This window comes from Sphingomonas sp. NIBR02145 (assembly GCF_027359115.1).
GTDB lineage: Bacteria > Pseudomonadota > Alphaproteobacteria > Sphingomonadales > Sphingomonadaceae > Sphingomonas > Sphingomonas kyeonggiensis_A.
This window is the reverse complement of sequence record NZ_CP114791.1, coordinates 598,555-619,179: the sequence shown is the minus strand read 5'-3', so window position 1 is coordinate 619,179 and position 20,625 is coordinate 598,555. Positions and strand designations below refer to the sequence as shown.

General features: G+C 67.1%; 16 protein-coding genes and 1 tRNA gene. 13 read left to right on the top strand and 4 right to left on the bottom strand.

From position 1 onward, the window contains the following. Window positions 1–13: 13 nt before the first annotated feature. From O3305_RS02870 to O3305_RS02840, 7 genes are all read left to right on the top strand, one after another. Complete coding sequence (locus O3305_RS02870; protein WP_269575064.1) at window positions 14–979, top strand: hypothetical protein; 966 nt, start codon at window positions 14–16, stop codon at window positions 977–979. Window positions 980–1,128: 149 nt separating this feature from the next. After that, window positions 1,129–1,521 carry a 30S ribosomal protein S6 gene (gene rpsF, locus O3305_RS02865; RefSeq protein WP_184166878.1) on the top strand — a complete coding sequence of 131 codons (393 nt, stop codon included), beginning with the start codon at window positions 1,129–1,131 and terminating at the stop codon, window positions 1,519–1,521. A 13-nt stretch (window positions 1,522–1,534) separates the two neighbouring features. Next, window positions 1,535–1,759 (top strand): 30S ribosomal protein S18, encoded by a 225-nt coding sequence (gene rpsR / locus O3305_RS02860; RefSeq protein ID WP_010543816.1) that lies wholly within the window; start codon window positions 1,535–1,537, stop codon window positions 1,757–1,759. 14 nt (window positions 1,760–1,773) lie between these two features. Then, window positions 1,774–2,391 carry a 50S ribosomal protein L9 gene (rplI, locus tag O3305_RS02855; protein ID WP_269575063.1) on the top strand — a complete coding sequence of 206 codons (618 nt, stop codon included), beginning with the start codon at window positions 1,774–1,776 and terminating at the stop codon, window positions 2,389–2,391. 367 nt (window positions 2,392–2,758) lie between these two features. Further along, the gene (locus O3305_RS02850; protein WP_269575062.1) at window positions 2,759–3,373 is read left to right on the top strand and encodes a CAP domain-containing protein; all 615 of its coding nucleotides are present in this window, start codon (window positions 2,759–2,761) and stop codon (window positions 3,371–3,373) included. A 245-nt stretch (window positions 3,374–3,618) separates the two neighbouring features. Next, a complete protein-coding gene (locus tag O3305_RS02845; protein WP_269575061.1) occupies window positions 3,619–4,335 on the top strand; it encodes a CAP domain-containing protein in 717 nt (238 codons plus the stop codon). Window positions 4,336–4,484: 149 nt separating this feature from the next. Beyond that, complete coding sequence (locus O3305_RS02840; protein WP_269575060.1) at window positions 4,485–4,772, top strand: hypothetical protein; 288 nt, start codon at window positions 4,485–4,487, stop codon at window positions 4,770–4,772. A gap of 7 nt (window positions 4,773–4,779) precedes the next feature. Here O3305_RS02840 and O3305_RS02835 read toward each other — a convergent pair whose 3' ends face one another. Both O3305_RS02835 and mutL read right to left on the bottom strand, forming a co-directional pair. Continuing rightward, window positions 4,780–5,577 carry a hypothetical protein gene (locus tag O3305_RS02835; protein WP_269575059.1) on the bottom strand — a complete coding sequence of 266 codons (798 nt, stop codon included), beginning with the start codon at window positions 5,575–5,577 and terminating at the stop codon, window positions 4,780–4,782. Next, window positions 5,577–7,406, bottom strand: a complete 1,830-nt coding sequence (gene mutL / locus O3305_RS02830; protein WP_269575058.1) for a DNA mismatch repair endonuclease MutL — start codon at window positions 7,404–7,406, stop codon at window positions 5,577–5,579. Before mutL ends, O3305_RS02835 begins: the two co-directional genes overlap by 1 nt. Window positions 7,407–7,554: 148 nt before the next feature. Between mutL and O3305_RS02825 the strand changes: the two genes are divergently transcribed. The 6 genes from O3305_RS02825 to O3305_RS02800 all read left to right on the top strand — a co-directional run bounded on the left by O3305_RS02825 (window position 7,555) and on the right by O3305_RS02800 (window position 13,366). Continuing rightward, on the top strand, window positions 7,555–8,595 hold the full coding sequence (locus tag O3305_RS02825) for a rod shape-determining protein (protein ID WP_116840784.1): 1,041 nt from the start codon (window positions 7,555–7,557) through the stop codon (window positions 8,593–8,595). A gap of 16 nt (window positions 8,596–8,611) precedes the next feature. Then, window positions 8,612–9,511 (top strand): rod shape-determining protein MreC, encoded by a 900-nt coding sequence (locus tag O3305_RS02820; RefSeq protein ID WP_269575057.1) that lies wholly within the window; start codon window positions 8,612–8,614, stop codon window positions 9,509–9,511. A 2-nt stretch (window positions 9,512–9,513) separates the two neighbouring features. Continuing rightward, window positions 9,514–10,020, top strand: a complete 507-nt coding sequence (gene mreD / locus O3305_RS02815) for a rod shape-determining protein MreD (protein ID WP_269575056.1) — start codon at window positions 9,514–9,516, stop codon at window positions 10,018–10,020. After that, window positions 10,020–12,053, top strand: a complete 2,034-nt coding sequence (gene mrdA, locus O3305_RS02810; RefSeq protein ID WP_269575055.1) for a penicillin-binding protein 2 — start codon at window positions 10,020–10,022, stop codon at window positions 12,051–12,053. The genes mreD and mrdA overlap by 1 nt, the downstream gene beginning before the upstream one ends. Next, window positions 12,053–13,189: a rod shape-determining protein RodA gene (gene rodA, locus O3305_RS02805; protein ID WP_269575054.1), complete on the top strand. Its 1,137-nt coding sequence runs from the start codon at window positions 12,053–12,055 to the stop codon at window positions 13,187–13,189. Before mrdA ends, rodA begins: the two co-directional genes overlap by 1 nt. A 101-nt stretch (window positions 13,190–13,290) precedes the next feature. Next, a tRNA-Lys gene (locus O3305_RS02800) sits at window positions 13,291–13,366 on the top strand. A gap of 80 nt (window positions 13,367–13,446) precedes the next feature. On the opposite strand, the gene O3305_RS02795 is transcribed toward O3305_RS02800, so the two are convergent. Next, the gene (locus O3305_RS02795; RefSeq protein ID WP_269575053.1) at window positions 13,447–14,631 is read right to left on the bottom strand and encodes a hypothetical protein; all 1,185 of its coding nucleotides are present in this window, start codon (window positions 14,629–14,631) and stop codon (window positions 13,447–13,449) included. Window positions 14,632–14,894: 263 nt separating this feature from the next. Next, window positions 14,895–20,351: an autotransporter domain-containing protein gene (locus O3305_RS02790; protein WP_269575052.1), complete on the bottom strand. Its 5,457-nt coding sequence runs from the start codon at window positions 20,349–20,351 to the stop codon at window positions 14,895–14,897. Window positions 20,352–20,625: the final 274 nt, after the last annotated feature.

Below are 20,625 nucleotides of genomic sequence, written 5' to 3'. Positions count from 1 at the left end.
GGAGGAGTGCAGGATGTTCCGGGCAACCCTTACGGCCCTTTCCGTGGCCATGCTCATGCCGTTCGCCGCACAGGCCCAGCCGACGCCACGGGACCGCGACGATCCCGCCCTCGCTCCGGATTTCGAAGGCCAGGTCGCCTATTTCGGCAACTATACCGGCAAGACCTCGGTCACCGCAGATCTGCGCCGGCGCGAGCAGACCCCCTGCCCCTATCCCGACCAGCGCTGCTACCAGCAGGTCGTCGGCGGTGGCGTGAAGGTGGTGCTCAGCTTCGATGGCGAGCATATCACCGGCTTCTACTATTCGGTCGGCGGGTTCGAAGGCCCCAATGGACTGCGCGAAGGCACGCTGATCGGCCGGCGCACCCCGGTGGGCTGCGAGCTCTACGAGGCGGACGGCACGATGTGGCAGGCGACGACCTGCGGCAGCAAGGGATTCCAGGGCCAGATCGTCTCGGTGCGCGGCATCCCCAAACAGTCGGAGGTGACCTTTTCCACCGTCGGCATGTTCGTGCGCGACACCGGCTGGATCACCCGGCTGGGCGAGGAAGAGGCCCGCCGCGACCGGCGGATCAACTGGCTGACCCAGAAGCTGGACGGCCCGGGCGGCGCGGAAGGCCGTTTTCGCGCCGCGATCGAACTCGACAGCTATTCGCGCCACTTTCGCGGCATCGACATGGGACGGGTTTCGGAGCCCGTGCAGTCAGGCAAGCGCAAGAAGAACCGCGAATGGTATCTCGACAGCAGCTATAGCCGGCCTGACGGCAGCACCGGGAATATCCGCGGCGTGATCTACAATGAGCGGCTGCGCTGCCTCCAATGGGACGATGATCCCTGCGGCCCGATCCACCCGCCGGCGGATTTTCCCAAGCCGAGGCTCGACGATGACGGCGGCTGGCTTTCGCGAAGCCCGGCCCCGATCGTGCCCAGCGACACGCGCCCCGCGCCGCGGCCACGTGGGAATGGGGATCGCTACTAGGCTTGCCAGCAGCCCCGCCCTGAGCTAAGGGCCCGCCTTCGTTCGAGTGGGGACGCGATTCCCGCTCGCGCGACCATTGAATTGAGACGACAGCCGGAGGGGCGTCACACGGGGTGGCGTCAGCGATCGGCCAACAGTGAGAAAGACGCATGGCTCTTTACGAGCACGTGTTCCTTGCGCGCCAGGATCTGGCACAGGCGCAGGTGGACGCTCTGGCGGAAGCCGCCACCAAGATCATCGAGGACAACAACGGCAAGGTCGTGAAGACCGAGACCTGGGGTCTTCGTTCGCTTGCCTATCGTATCGCGAAGAACCGCAAGGCGCACTACGTGATGCTCGAAATCGACGCCCCGGCGGGTGTCGTCGCCGAGCTCGAGCGCCAGACGCAGATCAACGAAGACGTGATCCGCTACATGACCGTCAAGGTCGATGAGCTGGAGCAGGGTCCGAGCGTGATGATGCGCAAGGGTGACCGCGAGCGTGGCCGTGGCCGTCGCGATCGCGACGAAGCCGGCGGCAACACCGGTTTCGGCGGCGAATAAGGAGATATAGACCATGGCACGCCCGTTTTTCCGCCGCCGCAAGAGCTGCCCCTTCTCCGCGAAGGACGCTCCCCGGATCGATTACAAGGACGTCCGTCTGCTGCAGGGCTTTGTCTCTGAGCGCGGCAAGATCGTCCCGTCGCGCATCACCTCGGTGAGCGCCAAGAAGCAGCGCGAGCTGGCCCAGGCCATCAAGCGCGCCCGTCACCTGGGCCTGCTGCCCTACATCGTTAAGTAAGGGAGGCTCGACCCATGGAAGTCATTCTGCTTGAGCGCGTCGAGAAGCTCGGCGCCATCGGCGACGTGGTGAAGGTCAAGGACGGGTTCGCCCGCAACTACCTGCTCCCGAACAAGAAGGCGCTCCGCTCGAACGCCGCCAACCGCAAGGTCTTCGAGGCCAACCGCGCGCGCATCGAGGCCGACAACGCCGCTCGCCGCACCGACGCCGAGAAGGAAGCCGGCACGTTCAACGACGTGTCCGTCACCCTGATCCGTCAGGCTTCGAACACCGGCCAGCTTTATGGTTCGGTTGCTGTGCGTGACCTGGTCGAAGCGCTTGTCGCCGACGGCCACAAGATCACCAAGTCGCAGGTCGTCCTCGACAAGCCGATCAAGGCGATCGGTGTGTACGAAGTGCGCGTGCAGCTGCACCCGGAAGTGTCTGTGACCGTCAAGGTCAACGTTGCACGTTCGCCGGAAGAGGCCGACATGCAGGCGCAGGGCGTCGACGTGATGGCTCAGATGTTCGAGGAAGGCCGTGACACCACGGGCTTCGTCGAGGATTATGATCCCAACGCCGAGCCGGGCGCGACCGCCGAGGTCCGCGAGGACGCTCCGGCCGCCGACGAAGGCGAGACCGCCGAGGGCTGAGCCCTTCGCAACGGTTAAGTGAAAGGGCCGCTCCGGTATGCCGGGACGGCCCTTTTCTTGTGCGACCCTCCGGGGGAATTGGGGGAGGGATTCGAAACTTCAGGCTATTCGCGGCCGAAACCAAGTAAATCGCGGCTCCCCGCCAGCATCGGGGAGGAAAACCGGCCCGGTCAGGGGCAGGATACACAGGCGCCGATCACCGCCGCGAGCGGGATGAGGGCCAATACCACTGGCAGAACCTTGTTCATCGCAACCCGAACCTTTGTTGTCGCTCGGGGTATGAAACGAGCCCAGTCGAGCAAGGTTGCAGCGCGCGTTAATCTTTTGTTCGGAGACCATTCATCCCGCCCTGCTCTATAGGAGGGCGATGCTGCCGTTCCTGCCCCTCGCTCTGACGCTCGCTACGCCCGCGCCCGCCCCGCTCCAGGCCGGACTGGAGGCTGCGGTGCTCGCCGAGATCAACTTCGCGCGCACCCGCCCCCGCGACTATGCCGAGCGGCTCCGCGAATATCGGAAGTACTTCAAGGGCAAGATCGTCTGGTATCCCGGCAACCCCGACGGGCTGCGCACCGAGGAAGGCGTACGCGCCGTGGACGAGGCGATCCGCTTCCTCGAGCGCCAGGCGCCGCTGGAGCCGATCGCACATGCCCCGCTGCTCGCCCGCGCCGCGCGCGACCATGTCCGCGAACAGGGCCCGCGCGGCGGCACCGGCCATTATTCCGCCGACGGCGCCGATCCGCGCGACCGGGTGCAGAAACGCGGCGGCGGCCCCTATGTGGCGGAAGTCATCACCTATGGCCCGCCCAGTGCCCGCGAGGTGGTCCGCCAGCTGATCGTCGACGACGCCGTGCCGGGGCGCGGGCACCGCAAGACGCTCTACGCCGCCGAGATGCGCTATGCCGGCGTCGCCTGCGGCCCGCATAATGGCTACCGGATGATGTGCGTCGCCGACCTGGGCCGCAAGCCGGACGGCCAGCCCTGACTTCCCCTTTGAAGGATGAGAACGATCTCCCCACCAGCGATGCCATCTGAGGCGCGCTCACCCTCATCCCTCCCACCGCCTTCGGCGGCGGGCCCCTCCCTTCTCCCATCAGGGGAGAAGGGGATCTGCTCCCTAAGGTTAACTCCCGAATATCCGCTTGCCTTCTCAGCCGGTTAAGCGGAATGCGCTACCGGTGACACAACGGACGGGCGCGGGGCCCGGACCGGCTCCGGGGGGAGCTCTACGTGACTGCCAAGGGCCGACTGACCGCCGCGCTGGGCGCGTGCGCCATGTTCTTCGCCGGCGCCACCGCCCAGGCGGGCGAGCGCGCCACCACCGTCTCGCGGCTCGAGCGCGACGTGCTCACCGAGATCAACTATGCCCGCCAGCATCCGCAGGACTATGCCGAGACGCTGCGCGACTATCGCCGCTATTTCGACGGACGCGTGCTGTTCCTGCCCGGCGATCCCAATGGCGTGATCACCAATGAAGGGCTCGACGCGGTGGACGAGGCGATCGACTTCCTCGAGCGCCAGGAGCCCCTGCCCCCGCTCAGCCGCGGCGACCTGCTGGTGCTCGCCGCGCAGGACCATGCCGACGACCAGGGGATGAGCGGCGCGAGCGGCCATGCCTCGCGCAACGGGATGAGCCCGGGCGACCGAGTGAAGCGGCGCGGCGGCGACATCTATGTCGGCGAAGGCATCTGGTACGGCAACGGTGACGCCGGCGCGGTGGTGCGCAGCCTGATCGTCGACGACGGGGTGCGCTCGCGCGGGCACCGGGCGCTGCTGTTCCAGGCGGACTTCCGCTTCGCCGGCGTCGGCTGCGGCACGCATCGCCGCTTCGGCAATATCTGCGTGGTCGATTTCAGCGGCACCGCCGACGGCTCGCCGGTGGTGCCGGGCTGGGCCAAGGCGCGCGGCGGGCAGGTGTTCCGGATGCGGGATACCACCAAGCGCTGAGGGCGCAGCTGCCGACATCCGTGACGCTCCCCGGCGAAAGCCGGGGCCCAGGGTCACGAGCGGAACGGCAGAGAAACCCTGGGCCCCGGCCTTCGCCGGGGAACAAGGTAGATTGCCAGATGCGCCCTTATCGGTGAGGATCGCCGCCGATGGGGTATCTCGTGCTTTTCCTCGCCGGCGCCTTGCTCTGCAACGCGATCCCGCACCTTGCCTCCGGCCTGCGCGGGGAGCCCTTCCCCACTCCCTTTGCCCGTCCGCGCGGCGTGGGGCACTCCTCGCCGCTGATGAACTTCTATTGGGGCACCGCGAACCTGCTGATCGGGATCTCGGCGCTGCTCAGCTACTCGCTGCACGACTATGGCGTATGGCCGGTGATCGCCGGCTGGCTGGTGCTGGGGAGTTACTGCGCGTGGCATTTCGGGAAGGTGCGGCGGTAGGGCGCAATCAATCCGGAGCCGCCCAATTCTGCGGCTCGAAGGGAATTGCACCAGTCGCGGTGAGCGAGGCATGCACGCGATCGGCATAGCGATGGGCGAATGCCTCGCGCTCGCCCCGCGGACGAGCGAAATAGCGATCCCGCAGCATCGAGAAATCCTCGCCCTGTGCCGCCGGCGTCTCCACCTTTTCCAGCCAGTCGAACCAATGCCCGACCTCGTGCGGCACCGTGCGATAGAGCTGGGTGGCTCTTGCCGACTCCGGCGTGACGCGAATGATGTAGCGATTGCCCGACCGTTCGACGCCATGGCCGTCCGCCTCGAGGCGAGCCAGCTCGGCCTGGTCATCCAGCGCCAGCCCGGTTCGCCAAGTGAAGTGACGGCCCTGCTCGATGGCGTCGAGCAGGAGCATGGGGCCGTCCGCGACCACCCTGCCGCGGGCCGTGACGATCTCTCCGAAGTAGAAGAGCCGGCCCCAGCTCGGATTCAGAAGGCTCTGCTTCCGGCTAGGCTGGCGGAAGACGATCGTCCTGATACCCGCCCAATCGGACTGCGGGATACGCTCAAGCAGGCGGATCACATCGCCGATCGTACAAGGATGCAGCCAGTTCGCCCGCAACTCCTCGACAACGAAGCGGATTTCCCCCGATCCGACGCGCCAATGGGTCGCGACATGCGCACCGATCCGCTCGATCGGTGAGATCAGGCGCCCCGGATTGGGCACGACCATGCGGTTGTCCTGCCCATGGCCCTGGCTGGCCGTGCCGATGTTGCGATTCCGGCGCGCTGGGTTGAAGCCCGGCCGCATCACTTCCGCCCGAACAGCTTCTCGATATCGCCATGCGCCAGCTTCACCCAGGTCGGGCGGCCGTGGTTGCACTGGCCGGAATGCGGGGTGACTTCCATCTCGCGGAGCAGCGCGTTCATCTCGGCTACCGAGAGCACCCTGCCCGCGCGCACCGAGCCGTGGCAGGCCATGGTCGCGGCGACATGGTCGAGCTTTTCCTTGAGGCTGAGCGCTTCGTCGAAGCTCGCCAGCTCGTCGGCGAGATCGGTGACCAAGGCGTGGACATCGCCCTTGCCGAGCGCGGCAGGGACGGCGCGCACCAACACGGCGTGCGGGCCGAAGCGCTCGATGTCGAGGCCGAAGTCGGAGAGCTCGCCGGCGCGCGCCTCGAGCCGGTCGCAGCCGGGTTCGTCGAGCTCGACCACTTCGGGGACGAGCAGGCCCTGGCTGGCGACACCGCCTTCGGACATCGCCCGGCGCATCCGCTCGAGGACGAGGCGCTCATGCGCGGCGTGCTGGTCGACCAGGACCAGGCCGTCCTCGGCTTCGGCGACGATATAGGTCTTGGCGACTTGGCCACGCGCGACGCCGAGCGGATGCTGGACGCTTTGCGGCACCGGCGCGATGGCCGGCTCGGCGCGAGCGAGCGGCGGCGGAGCGGCGAAGCTGGGGCGACGATCGGAGACGTAATTCGCTCCTCCATTCGTCACCCCGGCGAAAGCCGGGGTCCCGCTGCCCTGGGGCCAGCTGTCGAAGAAGGAAGTGGTAGAAGAAGCGGGATCCCGGCTTTCGCCGGGATGACCGGGTTGGATGGGTTCCGAAGTCCACATCCCCAGCGCCGCTTCGCTCGGGCGCTGGACGCTGCGGTGGCCCGCCTCGTCGAGCGCGCGGCGCAGGCCCGAGACGATCATGCCGCGCACCAAAGCCGGGTCGCGGAAGCGGACTTCGGTCTTGGCGGGGTGGACGTTGACATCGACCTGGTCGGGCGGGACGTCGAGGAACAGCGCGACCACCGGATGCCGGTCGCGCGCCAGCATCTCGGCATAGGCGCCGCGCAGGGCGCCGATCAGCAGGCGATCCTTCACCGGGCGGCCGTTGACGAAGAGATACTGGTGATCGGCGACGCCGCGATTGAAGGTCGGCAGGCCGGCGACGCCGCCCAGCACCAGCCCTTCGCGCTCGAAATCGATCGCAACGCTGTTCTCCGCCAGCGCCCGGTCGGTCAGGCCGGCGACGCGCTCGGGGCCGCTCTCATTGCCCTGGACATGGAACGCCTTGCGCCCGTCATGCTCGACCGAGAAGGCGATATCGGGCCGCGCCATCGCCAGCCGCTTCATCACATCGAGGCTGGCGGCATATTCGGCGCGCGGCGAGCGCAGGAACTTGCGGCGGGCGGGCACGCGGGCGAACAGGCTCTCGACTCGGATCCGGGTGCCCGGCGGCAGTGCGGCGGGGCCTTCGGAGACGACTTCGCCATTATCGACGATCCGGTGCCACCCCTCGGCGCCGCGCACCCGGCTTTCGAGCGACATGCGCGCGACGCTGGCGATCGAGGGCAACGCCTCGCCCCGGAAACCCAACGTTGTGACCTGATCGATCTCGTCATCGGGCAGCTTGGAGGTGGCGTGCCGCTCCAGCGCGAGCGCCATTTCGGGCGGCGACATGCCGCATCCGTCGTCGGTGACTTCGATCAGATCGGTGCCGCCACCGGATAGCTTGACGGCGATCCGGGTCGCCCCGGCGTCGATGGCGTTTTCGACCAGTTCTTTCAGCGCGCTGGCGGGGCGTTCGACCACTTCGCCTGCAGCAATCCGGTTGACAAGATGTTCGGGTAGACGGCGTATTGACATGGTCGTTGCTCTAGCCCAAGCGACGGCATCCCGCGACCCCAACCGCACCGCACCAGGCCGGATTCTTCAGTCCGTCCCGGAAGGGGCCGGACTAGATTTTTTTGAAGAGCTGCGCGGCGGGCGCCCGCGCCGCAGGACGGAACCATAGATGGCATTTCCCCGCTTGTTCAATTTCATGTCCCACGACATGGCGATCGACCTCGGCACCGCGAACACCGTCGTGTATCTGCGCGGCCGCGGCGTCGTCCTCAACGAGCCGTCGGTGGTGGCGGTCGAGACGCTGAACGGCGTCAAGCGCGTGAAGGCAGTCGGTGACGACGCCAAGCTGATGATGGGCAAGACCCCGGGCAGCATCGAGGCGATCCGCCCGCTGCGCGACGGCGTGATCGCCGACATCGACATCGCCGAGGAAATGATCAAGCACTTCATCCGCAAGGTGCATGGCCAGCGGCGCTTCATGCGCTGGCCGCAGATCGTGATCTGCGTGCCGTCCGGTTCTACTTCTGTTGAAAGGCGCGCGATCCGTGACGCCGCGTCGAACGCCGGCGCCTCGCAGGTGTGGCTGATCGAGGAGCCGATGGCGGCCGCGATCGGCGCCGACATGCCGGTGACCGAGCCGATCGGCTCGATGGTCGTCGACATCGGCGGCGGCACCACCGAAGTCGCGGTGCTCTCGCTGCGCGGCCTCGCCTACTCCACCTCGGTCCGCGTCGGCGGCGACAAGATGGACGAAGCGATCGTCTCGTACGTGCGCCGCAACCATAACCTGCTGATCGGCGAAGCCACGGCCGAGCGCATCAAGCAGGAAGTCGGCATCGCCAAGCCGCCGGCGGACGGCATCGGCCAGACGATCCACATCAAGGGTCGCGACCTGGTCAACGGCGTGCCCAAGGAAATCCAGATCAACCAGGGCCAGATCGCCGAAGCACTGTCCGAGCCCGTCGGCACGATCGTCGAAGGCGTGCGCATCGCGCTCGAGAACACCGCGCCGGAGCTGGCCGCCGACATCGTCGACCAGGGCATCGTGCTCACCGGCGGCGGCGCGCTGCTGCAGGGCATCGACGAAGTGCTGCGCGACGAGACCGGCCTGCCCGTGACGATCGCCGAAGACCCGCTGACCTGCGTCGCGCTGGGCACGGGCCGCGCGCTCGAGGATCCGGTGTTCCGCGGCGTGCTCATCCAAGTCTAAGCGAGGATAAGGGGAGATGGCGCCGCCACGCAACCGGCGCCCGGGTTTTTCGCGGCGGGCGCAATACGGGCTCTTCCTCGGCTATGTGGGCGCGGTCGGCGGCATGCTGATCGGCGTGGCCTTGCTGCTGCTCTCGACGTTCAACCCGCCGGCCTTCGCGGCGGTGCGCGGCTTCTTCTCGGAGATCACCACGCCCGTCGCCAGTGGCCTCACCTGGGTGCGCACCAGCGTGGCCGGGGTGCCCGGCGGCGTCTCCAGCTACTGGAACGTGCGCGGCGAGAACGCGCGGCTGAAGAAGCAGATGGCGGATGACGCGCTGCTGGTCGATCGCGCGCGCACGCTCAACCAGGAGAATCGCCACCTGCGCGAGATGCTCAAGCTGCGCGACGTCTCCACCGATGCGGTGGCGGTGGCGCGGCTGGTGGCGAGCTCGATCGGCAGCACCCGCCGCTATGCCACGCTCAACGCGGGCGGCTGGCAGGGCGTGAAGTCGGGCCAGCCCGTGCGCCAGCCCGACGGGCTGATCGGCCAGGTGGTGGAAACCAGCCCGAACACCGCGCGCGTGCTGCTCATCGTCGATTCGGAGAGCATCGTGCCGGTGCGCCGCACCCGCGACGGCCTGCCCGGCATCGCCACGGGCCGCGGCGACGGACTGCTCGACATTCGCTCGGCCAGCGTGGCGACCATGATCTTCCAGCCGGGGGATACCTTCGTGACATCGGGCACCGGCGGAATCTTCCCGCCGAACATCCCGGTGGCGCGGGTGATCCGCACCGCGCGCGACATTGCGGTGGCAGCACCCTCGGCCAATCCGGACGCGCTTGATTTCGCGCTGGTCCAGCAGACCTTCCTGCCCGAGCCGACGCCTACGCCGAGCGCCTCGCCCAGCGCGAAGCCGGCGGCGCAGAAGAAATAGCGGTGACCGACTATATTCCTCTCGGCCGCAGCGAGAAGATCCCGCGCAGCGTCTGGCTGGCGCCGCTCTCGGTGGTGCTGGGATCGATGACGGTACTGCTGCCGATCATCGCGACCGTGCCCTTCCTGCCGCCGTTCGGGCTGATGATGCTGCTCGGCTGGCGGCTGGTGCGCGGCGATGCGATGAAGGTGTGGATGCCGGTGCCTCTGGGCTTTGTCGACGACATGCTGAGCGGCCAGCCGCTGGGCAGCGCGATGGTGCTGTGGACGCTGGCGATCCTGATGGTCGATGTGCTCGACACGCGGTTGGTGTGGCGCGATTTCTGGCAGGACTGGCTGATCGCATCGGCGGGGATCGGGCTGGTGCTGATCGGCGGGCGGCTGCTGGCGACGCCGTTCAGCGCGCATGTCGATACCGCGCTATTGCTCCAGATTGTCGTCTCGGCGGCACTTTTTCCAGTGATTGCCCGGTTCTGCGCATGGCTCGATCGGGATAAGAAGCGACAATAATGGCCCGGATCACCGAAGCAGCGCAGGCTTACAGTTTCTCCCGCCGCGCGCTGGTGCTCGGCGGGCTTCAGGGCACTGCCGCGCTGGTGCTGGCCGGGCGGATGACCTGGCTCGCCGTGTTCGAGAACGAGCGCTACCGGCTGACCGCCGAGAGCAACCGCGTTCGGCTGACGCTCACCCCGCCGCGCCGCGGGTGGATCGTCGATCGCAACGGCATCCCGATCGCCAACAACCGCACCGCGTTCCGCGTCGACATGATCCCCGACCGGATGGAGGACAAGGAAAAGACGCTGGGCATGCTCCAGCAGATCCTGAGCCTGGGCGAGGAGGAGATGGCGCGGATACGCACCGACCTGAAGCGCGCGTCGGGCTTCCAGCCGGTGCAGGTCTCCGACAAGCTCGACTGGGAGCATTTCGCCGCGGTCAGCGTGCGCGTTCCCGAGATGCCGGGCGTGCAGCCCACCCGCGGCTTCTCGCGCAACTATCCGCTGGCGGCGGGCGTCGCGCATCTGGTCGGCTATGTCGGCACCGCCTCGGCCGAGCAGTACAAGAAGGAAAAGGACCCGCTGCTCGTCGCCCCCGGCTTCAAGCTGGGCAAGGACGGGCTGGAAAAGGTGCTGGAGGACCGCCTGCGCGGCACGCCCGGCGCCAAGCGCGTCGAAGTCACCGCGCATGGCCGGCTGGTCAAGGAACTCGCCACTCGGCCCGACCAGCCCGGCGAGACGGTGAAGCTTACCATCGACGCGCTGCTCCAGGAATATGTCGCGCGGCGGCTGGGCACCAATTCGGGCTCGGCGGTGGTGATCGATGTGAGCAATGGCGACATCCTCGCCATGGTCTCGATGCCGGCATACGACCCCAACAGCTTCTCCGATGGCATCAGCCGCAACGAATGGAAGATGCTGAGCGAGGACGACCACGTCCCCTTGATGAACAAGGTGCTGCAGGGTCTCTATCCGCCGGGCTCCACGGTGAAGCCGATGAACGGCCTGGCGCTGATGCATGCCGGCGTCGATCCCAATGCCCGCGTCGTCTGCTCGGGCGCGATGCGCGTCGGCAATGGCGTGTTCCACTGCCACAAGCGCGGTGGCCATGGCCCGCTCGACCTCAAGCATGCGATCATGCAGAGCTGCGACATCTATTTCTACGAAATGGTGCGCCGCGTGGGCTATGACGCGGTGGCGCCGATGGCTCGCGCCATGGGGCTGGGCCAGAAGTTCGACCTGCCCTTCTCCACCCAGCGCTTCGGCACGGTGCCGGACAGCGCCTGGAAGCTGAAGCGCTACAAGCAGCAATGGACCGTCGCCGATTCGCTCAACGCGTCGATTGGCCAGGGCTATGTGCTGGCCAATCCGCTGCAGCTGGCGGTGATGGCGAGCCGGCTAGCCTCGGGCCGCGAGCTGATCCCGAGGCTGATCGCCGATGCCCCGCGCATCGAGGCCCCTCCCCTTGCCGCCACGCCGGAGCAGCTCGCGATCATCCGCGACGCGATGTTCGGCGTGATCAACGGAGGCGGCACCGGCGGCGCGGCGCGCATGCTGGTCCCCGGCATCTCGCTGGCGGGCAAGACCGGTACCGCCCAGGTGCGCCGCATCACCATGGCCGAGCGCCGCTCGGGCGTGCTCAAGAACGCCTCGCTGCCATTCAAGCTGCGCGACCACGCGCTGCTCGTCTGCTTCGCGCCGGCCGACAATCCCAAATATGCCGCCGGCATCGTGCTCGAGCATAACGGCCACACGATCCGCAATCTCGACACGCCGCAGATCGGCCGCGACATCATGACCTTCCTGTTCGACCGGAAGCGCGCGATGGACTCGCTGCACGCCGAGGAGCCGACCTGGGGTGGCGACTATCGCACCCGGATGGCGGCCCAGTCCGCGGCGTTCAGGGCCGCGCAGAGCGCCCCGCCCCCCGAGGCACCCGAGGACGCGGCGGAGGCAGCGAGCACCGTCGCCTCCGAAGCGGCCAACGCCACGACCAGCAACACCATCGACAGCAGCGCGGCCGAACGCGGCAGCGTGGAGGCAGACTGATGTCCACGCTCCAATCCTCGGGCCTTGGCCCCTCGGGCATCGTCCCCGGCCCGCTTGCCCAGCTCCCCTGGCGGATCATCGGGCTGGTGGTGGCGATCGGCATGTTCGGGCTGGTCGTGCTCTATTCGGCGGCGAGCGGCAGCGTGACGCCCTGGGCGTTCAACCAGGGGCTACGCTTCTTCGTGTTCCTGGCCATGGCGATCGGCATGTCGCGCGTGCCGGAGACCTTCTGGGCGCTGGGCGCCTTCCCCATGTACATCGTCGTCGTGCTGATGCTGGTGGGCGTGGAGCTGCTCGGCGCGGTCGCCGGCGGCAGCCAGCGATGGCTCGACCTGGGCTTCATCCGATTGCAGCCTTCCGAGCTGATGAAACCGGTGATCATCATGGCGATGGCCCGCTTCTACGAGATCCTGCCCGCCGGCGAGATCCGCAAGTTCGGCGCGCTATGGCCCGGCTGCGTGCTGATCGGCATCCCGGCGGCGCTGGTGATGCTGCAGCCCGATCTCGGCACCGCGCTGGCGATCAGCTTCGGCGGCGTCGCGGTGATGTTCCTGGCCGGCCTGCCACTGCGCCTGTTCATCGGCGGCGCGCTGGCGCTGGCGCTGGCGATCCCTTTCGCGGTGAACTTCGTCCTGCACGACTATCAGCGCAACCGCGTGCTGATCTTCCTCAACCCCGAGAGCGACCCGCTGGGCACCGGCTATCATATCAGCCAGTCCAAGGTGGCGATCGGTTCGGGCGGCGTGTTCGGCAAGGGCTTCCTGCAGGGCACGCAGAGCCATCTCGACTATCTGCCCGAGGGGCATACCGACTTCGCGCTGGCGACGATGATGGAGGAATGGGGCCTGATGGGCGGCTTCTTCCTGATCATCGGCTTCAGCATCCTGATCCGCTGGGCGATCGGCGTGAGCATGCGCGCGCAGAGCCGCTTCGCCCGGCTGACCGCCTCCGGCCTTGCCGCGACGATCTTCTTCTACTGCGCGATCAACATGGCGATGGTGATGGGCCTGGCGCCGGTGGTGGGCGTGCCGCTGCCGCTGATCAGCTTCGGTGGCACCGCCGTGATGACCTTCATGATCTGCTTCGGAATCCTGCTTTCGATCGACCGGAACAGCCGCCGCACGCAGCGTTGGTGATTTTTTCAAAATAGGGGGTTTACAAGCCGCGAACCTCGCAGCTAAAGGCCCACCTCCACTGCGGAGGCGCACTCACCAAGGGCGCCGAAACAACCCGGAATGGACGCATAGCTCAGTTGGTAGAGCAGCTGACTCTTAATCAGCGGGTCCTAGGTTCGAGCCCTAGTGCGTCCACCACCTCCTCCTTACCAAATAACGATTTGATGCGGTTGTGAGGTGAGATTTGAATGCAGCCGGGGGCTATGCGTTCCGCGCCTCTAAGCTTCAAATTTGAACGGGTTGTCGCCAGCGAAATGCGGGTTTGCGACACCGCCTAGACGGAAATCCATTTCGATCATGCCGTTCCGGCCAGCCGGGATGGTCAGCTTAGTATCGGCCAACGAGATCGACATGATCGCGGCAAGCGAGGTTCGCTGCCGGCCCACTCGCACGAGAGCGTTATGCGAGAACCTAGCCATGTCGTTAGCGAGGTTCTTCCTGAAACCTGTGGCAAAGAGGACAAGGCCACCGACCCTGTTCCGATTGATTTGCGCCTTTGATCGATCGACGATCTGCTTCACGGCAGATTCGACCATGCCCGGCGGGTCCGCCTCCCCAATAGTTTGAAGCGCTTGCGGAGCTTTCACCTCCAAATAGGTTCGACTGCCCTGAACACCTCGAACGTACAGATCAGGGTTCGGCTCGCCATACCTGTCCTCTAACGCCAAACCGACAATCGAGGCGTTCTGATACATGATAAATGCGGTCGTGAATAACCCGGCTGTGTGCAAGAACGACTTCGGCTTAGCGAAACCTCGCGCGATGAGATTGAAGCGCGGATGGCGCTTCCATCTGCCGTAGATACTGCCGAAGGTGCTTATGTAAATTAGCGCAGAGCAGGTGTCGGCGTCGCGCACATCGAGCACATTCGCCGCCAAGCGATCTCTCAATATCCCAATCGCCCAGGCAAAAGTTAGATCGTGCCGGAACTTTGCGGGTGACCGTTCAACGATCTTTCGTTGGGCCGCGAAATCCCCACCCGTCGTTTCGGCATAAATCTCGACGAGCCGGTCGAGCCCCTTAAAATTAAGCTCGAATGGAATTCCCGCTTCGGCTGGAGTGGTCATTTCGATATTCGCGTTGAACGCCGCACTGCTCGCGATCATCAACCCGGCCCGCTTCGTCACGGTACCGCCGATCAGATACCCACCTTGGTCCGGGAACGTCATTGTTCGGGCCGAAAAGATCTCTCCCAGCTCAATATCAGGCGTGAAGCTGACGTGCTTGCATTGGAAGCACTGGATGCCGACCGCAATGTAATCCTCTGCAAGATAGTGGTCTATCAAAACGTGTCCGCATTGCTCGCATAGAAATGTAAGTCCGCTCTCGGGTTCGCCGCGAAAGACAGGAGCCGCGCTCCCTTGCACAAAACGGACGGTGCTCGACTGCTGATTCGACTCCATTGATCGAATCTAAGGTTTTGACCTGCAGCGAGCGAATCATTCCCTTCACGTTGCGCTACATCGTTGGATGCAAGTCCTTATAGCTTGTAAATGTCCCTCTATCGCAGGCGCTATCCCACGGGCGCGCCAGTGGCACCAAAAGGTTGCAGCAGGCCGGGAGGCCGCCGCGACGCGACAGCCCCCTCCTCTCGATCACAGGTGCAATGGCTTGCTGGCCCTACGAGATTCCGTGCGGCTGAGCCCCCAGCATCAGCCGCACGCCTTCAAAGCCTCAGGCTGAAGCTGGCGCGCACCGACTGGTCGGAAGCGTTCGAACCGAACTGGCCGCCATAGGCGATGCCGAGCGCTGCCCGCGAGGTAAGCGCGACATCGATCCCGGCATCGAGCGCGGCGGCATTGCGCGCGATCGGGGTGCCGGCGACCCGGAAGCTGTCGCCACCGCTCGCGTACTGCATCGCCGATAGCGGCGTCACATCGCCGAACGCATGGCGCCAGCCAAGTGCACCGCGGGCCGTGAACTTCGCGCTGCCCAGCGAGAAGGACGGCGCGGCGCGCAGACCGAGCGTGGTGAAGCTGGTGCCGCTTTCCGCCGAGGCGATCCGGAGCGCCGCCGCCCCGCCCTTCTCCGTGGCACCGTCGGTGCTCAGCCAGACATGGGCGAAATCGGCGAAGGGCTCGAGGCGCGTGGCGCCCAGCTCGATACGATAGGCGAGCTCGCCGAAGGCCTGGGTGGTGCGGGCATCCTGCTCGCCCTTGAGGCCATCCGTGAAGCCTGGGAAGGCGACCAGGCGCGTCGTGTCGAGCTTGTGCCAGCCATGAGACAAGCCGATCCGCACGGCTGCCCCACCCAGGTCCGCGCCGCCATAGATGCCGATCTCATAGCTGTCGCGCGTGCCGGACGAACCATGTGCCCGCGTGTCGAAGCTGGCACGGTCATAGCTGCCGACCAGGCCAAGCCGCGCCTTGCCGAGGACCGTGGCGTCGGCGCCGAGCACGAAGCCGTTGACCGAACGATTGAGGCGGGCGGCGTTGCCGTCGCTTCCCCAATGCCCCCAGGATCCGAAGCCATTGCCCCAGATGGCGAAGCCGGCGTCCGCCGCGCGCAGGCGATCGGCGACCGCGTCGCGCAGGAAGCGGCTGTCTTCGATCAGCGCGGTGCGTGCCGAGGCGTGGACTTCGCCGGAAAGCTGGTCGAACGCGGCGCGGGCCTGCTCGGCCGAGAGATTGGCCACCGCCGCGAAGACCGGACTGTTCCAGCCCAGGCCCTGGGTCGCGGTGCCGGTCGCGACCTGGTTCGGCGTGGCACCGACGCTGGCGAAACTGATGTCGTTGCGCCGCAGCCGCAGATAGACGTTGTTGCCATCATAGCTGAGCGAGGGATCGAGGAAGGCGAGGTTCGAGGTGACGCCGCCGAACCGGCCGGTGCCCGCGATGCCGCCATCAGCGTGGAGGATCAGATAGCTGGTCTCCGGCCGGTAGTTGCCGGCACCGGCAAGCACCGAGACGGTGCCGCCGTTGAGCGTGGCGGTGCCCGTGGCGACGATGCGGTCGGCCAGGCCCGCGGCGTCGGCCTCGACCTCATAGGTCGAGCCGGTGTTGAAGACGATGTTCCCGGCGACGTTCAGCGTACCGATCGAATTGCCCGGCGCGATGGTGCCGGAGACGATGGTGTTGCCCATGGTGCCGGTGCCCTGCAGACGTCCGGCGGCCAGCACGGTTACCGTGCCGCCGAGCTTGCCGTTCACCGCCAGCGTGCCGTTCGCGACGCTGGTCGTCCCGGTATAGCCGCTCGAATCGCCGGTCAGCTCGGTCTTGCCCGAACCCGCCTGTCGGATGCTGCCGGCACCGCTGAGCACGCCGGCGAAGACAAGATTGTTCGAGCGGTTGAAGGCCAGCGTGCCGCCATTGGCGACATTGCCGGTGATCCCGCCGGTCGTGCCGCCATCGCCGAGCTGCAAGGTGGCGCCTGCAGCGATGCTGGTGCCGCCGGTATAGCCGCTGTCCGCGGTGAAGGTGACGCTGCCGCTCAGGATGCGCACCGCTCCGGAGCCCGAGATCATGCCGGCAAAGTTGTTGGAGCTGGAACGGGCAAAGGTCAGCGTGCCGCTGTTGGCGACATTGCCGGTGATCGAGCCGGTGGTGCCGCCATTGCCCAGCTGCAAGGTCGCGCCGGTGGCGATGCTGGTGCCGCCGGTATAGCTGTTGCCGGCGGTGAGAGTGAGGCTGCCGCTCAGGACCTCCACCGCGCCCGAGCCCGTGATCCTCCCCCCCAGAGTGCCGGCATCGGAACGGGCAAAGGCGAGCGTGCCGTCATTGGCCACGGTACCGACGATCGAGCCGGTCGTACCACCATTGCCGATCTGCAGGATCGCACCGGTGGCGATGCTGGTGCCGCCAGTATAGCCGTTGTCGGCGGTGAGTGCGACGCCGCCGCTGAGGATGCGCACCGCGCCGGTGCCGGAGATGATGCCGCCGAAGCCGATCTCGTCCGAACGTCCGAAGGCGAGCGTGCCGTCATTTGCGACATTGCCGGTGATCGAGCCCGTCGTGCTGCCGCTGCCCAGCTGCAGGGTCGCGCCGTTGGCGATGCTGGTGCCGCCGGTATAGCTGTTGTTGGCGGTGAGCCTTATGCTGCCGCTCAGGACCTCCACCGCGCCCGCGCCGGAGATGGTGCCGCCGAAGCTGCTGGCATCGGAGCGCGTGAAGGCGAGCGTGCCGTCATTGGCGACGTTGCCGCCGATCGAGCCGCGGGTGCCGCTGCCGACCCGCAGCGTCGCACCCGCGGCGATGCCGGTGCCGCCGGAATAGCTGCTGTCGGCGGTGAGGGTGACGTCGCCGCTCAGCACGCGCACGGCCCCGGTGCCGGAGATGATGCCGTCAAAGCTGGTCTCATCGGAGCGCGCAAAGGCGAGCGTGCCGTTGTTGACGACATTGTTCGTGATCGAGCCGGTCGTCCCGCCGTTGCCGATCTGCAGCGTGCCGGCCTGGATGGTGGTGCCGCCCGAATAGCTGTTGGTGCCCGTGAGGATCAGCGTCCCCGCCTCGGTCTTGATGAGGGCGCCGGTGCCGGTGATCTCGTTGGCGATCTCGGCGCTGTCGGCGAGCACGCGGATCTCGCTGCCGGCCGGATCGGTGACCAGCTGGCCGCTGCCCTGCAGGACATAGCCCTTGTCGACGAACTGGAGGCCGAGGAACGACTGCGCGCCCGCAACGGTGATCGTGCCGCCGACATAGCCGTCGTCATCCTTGAACACGGCGTAATTGCCCGCCCAGCTCGCCGGGGCGGTGCCGCCCTGGTTGAGCCACTGGGTGTTCGCGGCGTTCCAGGTGCCGTCGCCGCCCTGCCAGTGCTGCAGCGTATCGTCTCCGGGGATCAGCGACGGGCTGATGAACAAATCTACACTGCCGCCGCCGACCTGCAGCTCGTAATTGACGTTGCTGAGCCCGGGCGTGGTGCCGATCACCACGGTGTTGCTGGTGATCTGGTGGGTATAGGTGATCAACCGGTAATAGCCGATCCCCGCCGCACCATCGGCCGGGTTGCCGCTCTGGCTCAGGTTGATCGTGCCGTCGAGCGCGAGGTCGCCGCCCGAGACGACGATCCGGTCGCTGATTCCGAACAAGGCCAGGCCGCCGGGTTGGCCCAGCTCGAAATCGAGATTGGCGCCCGCCGCGACCGTGAGGCCGCCGACGACGTTCAGCGTGCCGATCGAGTTGCCCGGCGCGAGATGGCCACCGCTCTGTACGGTCGTGCGGCCGATGGTGCCGGAGCCGCCGACTGTGGCGCCGGAGGCCACGGTGACGCTCGAGCCGAGCCGACCGTTCACTGTCAGCGTGCCTTCCTCGACAAAAGTCGTACCGGTCAGCCAGGATGAATCCCCGGTCAGCGTGAACCGCCCGCTGCCGGTCTTGTGCAGGTCGCCGGCGTCGAGGAGCGTGCCGGCATAGCTGGCGTTGCCGGTCTGGTTGAAGGTCAGCGAGGCACCGGCCAGGATCTTGGCGTTGCCGGTGAAGTGGTTCGCATCGGCGATCACACCGCCCTGGTTGATCGCCCAGTCGACCGAAGAACTGCCGGTCAGCGTGACCGTGCCGCTGCCCGTTTTGAGCATGGTGCCGGTGCCGGAGATCATGCCGGCATAGCTGCCGTCGAAATTCTGGTTGAACGCCACGACGCTGGTGAGCGGGGCGGAGGTGAAGGTCAGGTTTCCGCCCAGGCTGTTGGTGTCGCCGACCAGGTTGCCGCCGGTGATCCGCCAGTCCTGATTGCCGGTGCCGGTGAGCGTCCAGGTGCTCGACCCCGATTTCTCGTAGGTGTCGAAGCCCAGATAATAGTTGAAGCTGGCAGTGGAGCCGATCTCGGTGACGTCGAAGCCCGAATCGGTGCTGCCACCCAGTGCCAGGACATTGTTGACGCCGCCGGCCTGGACCACGACGCCGCCATCCATATAGGAGCCCGCCCGCAGCTCGAGCCGGTTGTTGTCGCCGAACAGGCCGATCGCAAGGTTGCGCTGCGACGATGCGTTCACGCCGCCACGGATGATGCCCGAATTGATGATCGTGGAGCCGCCACCCGCGGCGCCCACCACGCCCATACCACCCGCACCGACCGCGGTGCCGAACGCATAGCGCGGGCCACCCGCGCCGCCATTGATCTCTCCGGCGTTGATCAGTGTCGCGGCCTGGCCATCCATCAGGCGTACGGCCGCACCGCCGGCGCCGGTATAATGACTGGGGTTGCCGCTATTGTTGTAGCCGCCCCGGCCGCCGGTGATGGTTCCGGTCGCGCTGTTCTGGATCGTGCCGCCCCAGGCCTGCACGCCGTCCCCGGCGCGTCCGCCACGGGAATAGCCATAACCGCCTTCGCCGCCGGCGATCGCCCCTTCGTTGACCACCGTGCCGAGATTGCTGAGCACCGCGGCGCCACCGGTGCCACCGTCGGTAGTGAAGGTGCCGCCCTCGCCGCCAGTCACCTTGTTGCCGTTCCGGATCGTCAGCGTGCCGCCGTCATAGAGGAATATGCCAGCACCCGAGCCGCCATATTCCTGCCCGATGCCGCCGGTGATCGTGCTGAATGCACCGCCCGTGCCGCCATCGACCGTGACGCTGCCGCCATTGAGCAACACCAGCGCTGCGCCGCCGCCGCCGCCGCTGCCCTGGCCCGAACCGCGGCCGCCATTGCCGCCGGTCACGTCATAACCCTGTGTCGTGACCTGGACATTGGCGCCAGTCAGCACGAGCCCCGCGCCACCGCCGCCAGCCGAAGCGCCGGAGCCGGCGCCGGAGCCGCCGTCACCGCCCACATAGTCGATCGAGAAGGCGAAATTGCCGGTGGCCGTGACCAGATTGCCGGCGCCGCCATCGCCGCCCGTCGCCCCGGCGCTACTGCCGCCCGTGCCCCCGCCGCCAGCCGCGATATCGTTGGGTGTGCCGGGCTGGCCACCCGCGGCCCCGCCCGAACTGATGCCGCCAGCCGACGCCGTGCCATCCGGGGTCTGCGCCGCCGAACCGCCGGCGCCCCTGCTGGCGCCGCCGCCGCCGCCGGCGATGCCGCCCTGTCCAATGGTTCGGCCGGTGATCCAGGCGCCGTTGCCGCCGCCCTGGGTGATCCGCTGGGCCTGCGCCATCGACGGCGCCAGGCTGATCGCGAGGGCGAGCGCGCCAAGCGAAGCCGAACCGCGAACCAGACGCGCCGACCGCGCCTTGAGAAACTGATGCTGCATGGCTCACCCCGATGGCGGCCCGTCTCGCCGGGCCGGAATTGCATATTGAAAGTCGGGACCCATGCGCCGCGGTTCCCCGGACCGGCGGCGATGGCCCGTCCGGCGCTTGCCACGGGGGTGCGGCGGCTCACTATGCGATTCCGGCATGAATGCCCGAGGGGCGGGAGATAGGCATTCAGCCCTTCAAGTTCCCCGGCGAAGGCCGGGGCCCAGTCTCGACGCAGTTGGTTGGGCGCGTGAACTTCTCGACCGACATTGCAGCTGGGCCCCGGCC

What these genes read in the sequence shown, in the direction of transcription:
- O3305_RS02870 (WP_269575064.1), top strand. Translation starts at nt 14, where the DNA reads ATGTTCCGGGCAACCCTTACGGCCCTTTCCGTGGCCATGCTCATGCCG.
- rpsF (WP_184166878.1), top strand. Translation starts at nt 1,129, where the DNA reads ATGGCTCTTTACGAGCACGTGTTCCTTGCGCGCCAGGATCTGGCACAG.
- rpsR (WP_010543816.1), top strand. Translation starts at nt 1,535, where the DNA reads ATGGCACGCCCGTTTTTCCGCCGCCGCAAGAGCTGCCCCTTCTCCGCG.
- rplI (WP_269575063.1), top strand. Translation starts at nt 1,774, where the DNA reads ATGGAAGTCATTCTGCTTGAGCGCGTCGAGAAGCTCGGCGCCATCGGC.
- O3305_RS02850 (WP_269575062.1), top strand. Translation starts at nt 2,759, where the DNA reads ATGCTGCCGTTCCTGCCCCTCGCTCTGACGCTCGCTACGCCCGCGCCC.
- O3305_RS02840 (WP_269575060.1), top strand. Translation starts at nt 4,485, where the DNA reads ATGGGGTATCTCGTGCTTTTCCTCGCCGGCGCCTTGCTCTGCAACGCG.
- O3305_RS02835 (WP_269575059.1), bottom strand. Translation starts at nt 5,577, where the DNA reads ATGCGGCCGGGCTTCAACCCAGCGCGCCGGAATCGCAACATCGGCACG.
- mutL (WP_269575058.1), bottom strand. Translation starts at nt 7,406, where the DNA reads ATGTCAATACGCCGTCTACCCGAACATCTTGTCAACCGGATTGCTGCA.
- O3305_RS02825 (WP_116840784.1), top strand. Translation starts at nt 7,555, where the DNA reads ATGGCATTTCCCCGCTTGTTCAATTTCATGTCCCACGACATGGCGATC.
- O3305_RS02820 (WP_269575057.1), top strand. Translation starts at nt 8,612, where the DNA reads ATGGCGCCGCCACGCAACCGGCGCCCGGGTTTTTCGCGGCGGGCGCAA.
- mrdA (WP_269575055.1), top strand. Translation starts at nt 10,020, where the DNA reads ATGGCCCGGATCACCGAAGCAGCGCAGGCTTACAGTTTCTCCCGCCGC.
- rodA (WP_269575054.1), top strand. Translation starts at nt 12,053, where the DNA reads ATGTCCACGCTCCAATCCTCGGGCCTTGGCCCCTCGGGCATCGTCCCC.
- O3305_RS02795 (WP_269575053.1), bottom strand. Translation starts at nt 14,631, where the DNA reads ATGGAGTCGAATCAGCAGTCGAGCACCGTCCGTTTTGTGCAAGGGAGC.
- O3305_RS02790 (WP_269575052.1), bottom strand. Translation starts at nt 20,351, where the DNA reads ATGCAGCATCAGTTTCTCAAGGCGCGGTCGGCGCGTCTGGTTCGCGGT.